Genomic DNA, 6,396 nt, shown 5'->3' on the forward strand with positions numbered 1-6,396 from the left:
GGAGAGAGATGACGGAGAGACGGCGCACACGCAAACCCTCGTCGCGGGCCGACAGGCAGCGCCTCATCGAGCGCCTCGACGAGTTCCACCGCTTCATCCAAGAGTGCGCCGAATGCCAGTCGGAGGCGCCAGCGCACTGGCAGTTCTGCGCCAATTGCGGCGCCCGGCTCTCAACCCAGTGCCCCGGCTGCGGGCAGCCCCTGCCGCCGACGGGCGCGCGCTTCTGCCCCCACTGCGGGGTGGAGATACCGCGCGCGGAGGGGTAGCGCCATCGATGGCGGCGCCGGGGCTGGAAGCCCTGGCTACGTGATGTGAAGGGCGCGCGCTTCTGCCCCCACTGCGGCGTCGAGATACTTCGCAAAGAGGCGTAGCGCCGGCCGCCGGGGGTGCAGGGGGCAGCGCCCCCTGCCGGGGGTCTGGGGGTGTCCCCCAACCCCAAAAGAAAGGCCGCGAGCCGCCGCCGCAGGCAGCGTGCGACGTGGCCGCCGCTACGCGAATAGAAGCTAACGTTCCCCCGTGCTAGACTGGCCCCAGGACCGCGAAACGGGTCGAGGGGCGTCATGCTCGATAAGCAGGCCGTCAAAGAACTGAAGCAGATCGTCGGCGACGACGCCGTCTTCCACGCGCCCGAAGACCTCATCACCTTCGAGTACGACGCCACTATCGAGACCGCCCTCCCCGACGTCGTCGTCCTCCCCAAGACGCCGCAGCAGGTCGCCGCTATTATCCGGCTCGCCGCCCGGCTCAATGTTCCCATCGTGCCCCGCGGCGCCGGCACCGGGCTTAGCGGCGGCTGCGTCCCCGTCGAGGGCGGTATCGTTATCGTGCTCACCCGCATGAACCGCATCCTCGAGCTCGACGCCGTCAACCGCCTCGCCGTCGTCGAAGCGGGCGTCATCAACTTCCAGCTCGACCGCGCTGCCCGCAAGCGCGGCCTCTTCTTCGCGCCCGACCCGTCAAGCTACCGCGTCTGCACCATCGGCGGCAACGTCGCCGAGAACGCGGGCGGGCCGCACTGCCTCGCGTACGGCGTCACCACGAACCACATCCTCGGCCTCGAACTCGTCCTCGCCGACGGCTCTATCGTCGAGGTCGGCGGCAAGACGCGCGACATCCCCGGCTACGACCTCACGGGCCTGGTCACCGGCTCCGAGGGCACCCTGGCGATGGTCACTAAGGCCACTGTGCGCCTCATGCCCGTCCCCGAGACCGGCTATACGCTCGTGGCCCAGTTCAAGGACGTGGTCGACGCGGCGGGCGCCGTCTCACAGATGATCGCGAAGGGGATCGTGCCCCAGTGCATGGAGATGAGCCACTTCGAGGCGCTGGCGCGCCTGCTGGCCGGAGGCGGCGAGCCCGCGGTCACCGCTAGCCTCATCGTCGAGGTCGAAGGGCTGGAGGAGAACGTGGCCGTGCGCGGCCCGGCGATACGCGAGGTGCTGGAAGCGAGCGGCCCGGCGGCGATAACCGTCGCCACCGAGGCGGCGGAGCGAGCGGTCATCTGGGAGGGACGCCGCGCCGCCCTCGGGACCGTGGGGCGCATCGCCCGCAACTACTACGTCCTCGACGGCGTCAGCCCCCGCTCGAAACTGCCACAGGTGCTGCGGCAGGTGGGCGAGATCAGCCAGAAGTACGGGCTGATGCACTCCAGCTCCTTCCACGCCGGTGACGGCAACCTTCACCCCACCTTCGTCTTCGACGGCTCGCAGCCGGAGACGGTGCAGAAGGTGATGGCCGCCGGCGAAGAGATCATGCGCCTATGCGTCGAGGCGGGCGGCAGCATCACCGGCGAGCACGGCGTGGGCCTGGAAAAGCGCGAGTTCATGCGCTTCCTGTTCGACGACGCCGACCTCTCGCCCATGCTGCGGATGCGCAAAGCGTTCGGCGCCGAGATGTTCAACCCGGGCAAGATATTCCCCACGAAAGCGGCGGCTGAGTGATGGCCGAAGAATCGCTGCTCGATGCTATGCGCTCGCTCCTGCCCGCCGACGACGTGCTGACGGGGGGGCTCGAACGGTACGCGGTCGACGGCGTGACGCCGCAGCTCGCCGTCCTGGCGCGCGACGACCACGGAGTCGCGTCGGTGCTCGCGGAAGCGACGCGCCTGGACGCGGCGGTCATCCCCTGGGGCGGCGGCACGTCGATGGCGCTGGGCAACGTCCCCCGCCGCTACGATATCGCCCTCGACGTCACCCGCCTCAATGCCATCGTCGACCACGCGCCGGAAGACCTCACCGTCGTCGTCCAGGCAGGCATGCGGCTGGGCGACCTTCAGGACCACCTGGCGAAGAGCGGCCAGTACCTCCCGTTCGACCCGCCGCAGCCGGAGACGGCGACCATCGGCGGCATACTGGCGTCCAACGCGGGCGGGCCGTCGCGTCACGCTTACGGCTGGCCGCGCGACTGGACGCTGGGGCTGCGGGTCGCCCTCGCCGACGGCAGCGTTACGAAGACGGGCGGGCGAGTGGTCAAGAACGTCGCCGGCTACGACATGACGAAGCTCTACCTCGGCTCCTTCGGCACGCTGGGGGTGATCGTCGAGGCCGCCTTCAAGGTTACCGTCCTCCCTGAGAGCAGGGCCACGCTCGCCGCCTTCTTCCGCGGGCACGGCGCTGCCTGCAAGGCCGCCCTAGCGCTGTACCAGCGGAATCTCGCGATCGAGGCGCTGGAGGTCGCCGGTCCCGGCCCCGTTGACTTGTTCGAAGGGACGGGCGTCCGACAGAAGGGATGGGCGGTGCTCGCGGCGGCTGCGGGTGTCCCGGCCGCGGTCGAGCGCTCGCTCAGGGAGGCCACGCAACTCGCGAGCGACAACGGCGCGGCCTCGACCGAACGGCTCGAGGGCGAGGGCGAGGAGTGTCTGTGGCGCAACGTGCGCGCCTTCATCGCACCGCCCGCAAACGGCGACGGGCTTCTCACGCGCGCGGCGCTCCTGCCTTCGCAGACGGACGCTTTCCTCGACGAGGTCGAGGCGCTGGCGGCGCGTCATCGCGTGAAAGGGCAGTCGGTGGCGCATGCGGGAGTCGGCGGCGTGTACATTCTCTGGCAGGCCGGCAAGCGGAGCCTCTCGGAGCGCGGTGCCCGCCTCCTGGCCGAGCTGCGGAGTGCTGCCTGGGAGTGGGACGCGCCCCTCGTCATCGAGCGCTGCCCGGTTGCGCTCAAGGGCGAGGTCGACGTGTGGGGGGAGCCGCGAGGCGATTTCCCCCTGATGCGCAACGTCAAGGGCCAGCTCGACCCGAAGGGCGTCCTGTCGCCGGGCCGTTTCCTGGGGAGGATGTAGGTGAGCGTTTTCGGACCGGGCAAGAGCTTCGTCGACGCTCCCGACCCGCAGGACATGGGGCGATGCACCCGCTGCGGCTACTGCCTCACTGAATGCCCGACGTTCGTCATGTCGGGCCTCGAGATGGAATCACCGCGCGGCCGCATCCAACTCATCCAGGCCGTCGCCGACGGGCGCATGCCGGCGACCGCGGGCCTGCTCGCGCACCTAGACCTCTGTATACAGTGCCGCGCCTGCGAGCCCGCCTGCCCGTCCGGCGTCCCCTTCGGCAGGGTCATGGAACGCAGCCGGGCCATGGTGCTCGAGCAGAAGGGAGCGGCGCCCTGGAGCTGGCGCCTGCGAAAGCGCCTCGCGGCGTTCTTCCTGGCCCGCCCGCAGCGGCTTCGCTTCGCCGTCCGCCTCCTCCGACTGTACCAGCGTGTGGGGCTGCAGAGGCTCGTCCGCAGCACCCGCCTCCTCAAGTTGTTCCCCTGCCACCTGTACGACATCGAGCTCTTCCTGCCGCCGCTTGCCGATAGCTCCGCCGAGATGCAGCCTTCGTATACCCCGGCGCACTCGAGCGCGCCCGCGCACCGGGTGGCGCTGCTCGTAGGATGCGTTACGCCGCACCTTTATCCCAACCTTAACGAGGCGACCGTGCGCGTTCTCCAGCGGAACGGCTGCGAGGTCATCGTGCCGCCGGAGCAGACGTGCTGCGGCGCCCTCCACGTCCACGCCGGCGACCTCAACGGCGCGCGGGAGCTCGCCCGCCGCAACATCGACGCCTTCTTGCCTCTGAGCGTCGAGGCGGTGGTCGTGAACGCGGCCGGCTGTAGCGCTGCGATGAAGGACTACGCCCATCTGCTGAAGGACGACCCCGCGTACGCGGAGAAGGCGGCGCAGTTTTCGGCCCTCGTTAAGGACATCAACGAGTTCCTCGTCTCTCTACCTTTCGACTCAAAGATGGGACAGGTGAAGGGACGCGTCACTTACCAGGACTCGTGCCACCTGACGCATGCGCAGGGCGCGAAGGCGCAGCCGCGGGCGGTCCTGCAAGCGATCCCCGGCCTGGAGCTGGTGGAGATGGAGACGCCGGAACGCTGTTGCGGCAGCGGCGGTGTGTACAACATCGTCCAGCCGGAGATGTCGTGGCGTTTGCTGAAGGAGAAGATGGCGGACATCGCCGGGACGAAGGCAAGAATCATCGCGACGGCGAACACGGGCTGCATGATGCAACTCGAGGCGGGAATCCGCCGCTACGGACCGAAAGGGGCGCACGTTGCGCATGTCGTCGAGCTGCTGGACGAGGCGTACCGCGCTCTCGACGGGGACTAGCCAGGCTCTCTTCCGCCGCTTACCTCTTGGAACACAGCTCCGCCGCCCGCTCTTCCGCCATGTCGAGTTGCCGCGAGAGCGGCAGGCTGGTGTCGACCGTGAGGCGCGCCTTGTCCCCCAGCTCCGACGGGGGTTCCGCCCGCGACCGTTGCGCCTCGTATATCTCCCAACGTCCGTCTGAGGGGCTCCACGGCTGCGTCTCCCGCTGCCGCAGCCTCTCATGGACCAGCGCTTCCGGCAGCAGGCACTCGATCGCCAGGAACGGCACGCCCATGTCCTCTGCCATCCTCCGCGGGCCCTCCCGCTGCTCGCGCCGCAGGTACGTGGCATCGAGGATTACCGGGTGGCCGTGTTCCAGGAAGGCGCGGGCGCGCCGCAGCATCTCGTCGTACGTCCGGGCAGTGGACTCGGGCGAGTAGATGCCGGAGCCGACCGGCTCGATCCGGGGCAGCGAGGGGTCGATTCCCGCCAGCTCCTTGCGGATGACGTCGGACGATATCACGGCAGCGCCCAGGCGGCCGGCAAAGGCGTGCGCCAGATAGCTTTTTCCGCTTCCCGTCGCGCCCACCATCATCATGAGCAGCGGCGGACAGGACCGCCCGCAGTACTCTGCCGCCAGGTCAAAGTAGCGGCCCGCCGCTGCTGCCGCTTCCTCCCGCTGCGACGCCGGAATCTCCGGCTCGTCGATCTGGAAGCCGTCCACCTTCCCCCGGACGAACGCGCGGTAGCACTTGTAGAAGTTGAGCACGAGGGGAAGCGTCGTGTCGCGCGACTGGGCGAGATACAGGCCCACCATCTCATCCGAGAGCGCGCGGTTCCCCTTGAAGTCCATGTCCATGGCAAGAAACGCCACGTCGGAGGCGACGTCGGAGTAGCGGAAGCGCTCGTTGAACTCGATGCAGTCGAAGACGCAGACGCCGTCGACGAAGCAGACGGCGTTCGTCCGCAGGTCGCCGTGACAGTCGCGGATGCGCCCCTCCCGTACGCGGCGCTCGAGCAGGCGCCTTTCCCGCCCCAGGAACGACTCGACCCAATCTCTTATCGCCTGCCAGCGCTCCCTCGATATCGTGCGGCCTACGTACGGCCCCGTCTGATCGAAGTTCTCACGCCAGTTGAACCTGATCGTCTCTTCGCTGCCGAACGAGTCTATGTAGCCGCTGCGCTCCGACGTGCGATGAAACTCGACGAGCTTGCCCGTGAGACGCGTCAGCATCTCGCTGCTCACGGCGCCCTCATCGAGCAGGACGTCCATCATCCGTTGCTGCGGCAAACGGCGCATCTTGACCGCGTACTCTACGGCTTCGCCGCCTCCTCCGATGATGACGCGATCGCCGGAAGCGGCGATCGGCTCGACCCCAAGGTAGGTGTCGGGGCAGAGGCGGCGGTTGAGGCGAACCTCTTCCTGACAGTACAGGCGGCGCTTTTCGAGGGTCGAGTAGTCGAGGAAGCCGAAATTCACGGGCTTCTTGACCTTGTAGACGTACTCCCCGGCGAAAAGGACGTAGGAAATATGAGTCTGGATGAGATCGACTTGCTTCACCGGGTGCGGATACGCGGACGGCAACAGGAGGGATTCGATGAGCCGGGGAAGGCTTCCTTGCGTCATCATTCGTCCTTCGCCTCACTGAGATGGAGCTACGCAGTCTCCCACCATGATAGTGACAGCGGGCCGAGGCGTCCAGGAGCTGTACTCGTTCAGTACATTGGTGACACTATGCCGTCCGTAGTTGTCGTTCTTCACACACTACCTGCCATGGCGTCTTGTAGTTCAGCGCCTGATGAGGGCGCACGGTGTTGTAAATGCG

The 6,396-nt window shown here is 67.9% G+C and carries 5 protein-coding genes; 4 read left to right on the forward strand and 1 reads right to left on the reverse strand.

Translation table 11 applies throughout. The features are described 5' to 3' along the window. Positions 1 to 8 precede the first annotated feature (8 nt). From QME71_10720 to QME71_10735, 4 genes are all read left to right on the forward strand, one after another. Positions 9 to 266 carry a zinc-ribbon domain-containing protein gene (locus tag QME71_10720; GenBank protein MDI6858772.1) on the forward strand — a complete coding sequence of 86 codons (258 nt, stop codon included), beginning with the start codon at positions 9 to 11 and terminating at the stop codon, positions 264 to 266. A 294-nt stretch (positions 267 to 560) separates the two neighbouring features. After that, entirely contained in the window at positions 561 to 1,940 is a 1,380-nt protein-coding gene (locus QME71_10725) for an FAD-binding protein (GenBank protein ID MDI6858773.1), read from the forward strand. Then, positions 1,940 to 3,277: an FAD-binding oxidoreductase gene (locus QME71_10730; protein ID MDI6858774.1), complete on the forward strand. Its 1,338-nt coding sequence runs from the start codon at positions 1,940 to 1,942 to the stop codon at positions 3,275 to 3,277. Before QME71_10725 ends, QME71_10730 begins: the two co-directional genes overlap by 1 nt. Continuing rightward, on the forward strand, positions 3,278 to 4,591 hold the full coding sequence (locus tag QME71_10735; GenBank protein MDI6858775.1) for a heterodisulfide reductase-related iron-sulfur binding cluster: 1,314 nt from the start codon (positions 3,278 to 3,280) through the stop codon (positions 4,589 to 4,591). A 19-nt stretch (positions 4,592 to 4,610) separates the two neighbouring features. On the opposite strand, the gene QME71_10740 is transcribed toward QME71_10735, so the two are convergent. Beyond that, positions 4,611 to 6,197, reverse strand: coding sequence for an AAA family ATPase (locus QME71_10740; GenBank protein MDI6858776.1), 1,587 nt, complete (start codon positions 6,195 to 6,197; stop codon positions 4,611 to 4,613). Positions 6,198 to 6,396 lie beyond the last annotated feature (199 nt).

Source organism: Dehalococcoidia bacterium (genome assembly GCA_030018455.1).
In the GTDB taxonomy this organism is placed as follows: domain Bacteria; phylum Chloroflexota; class Dehalococcoidia; order DSTF01; family JALHUB01; genus JASEFU01.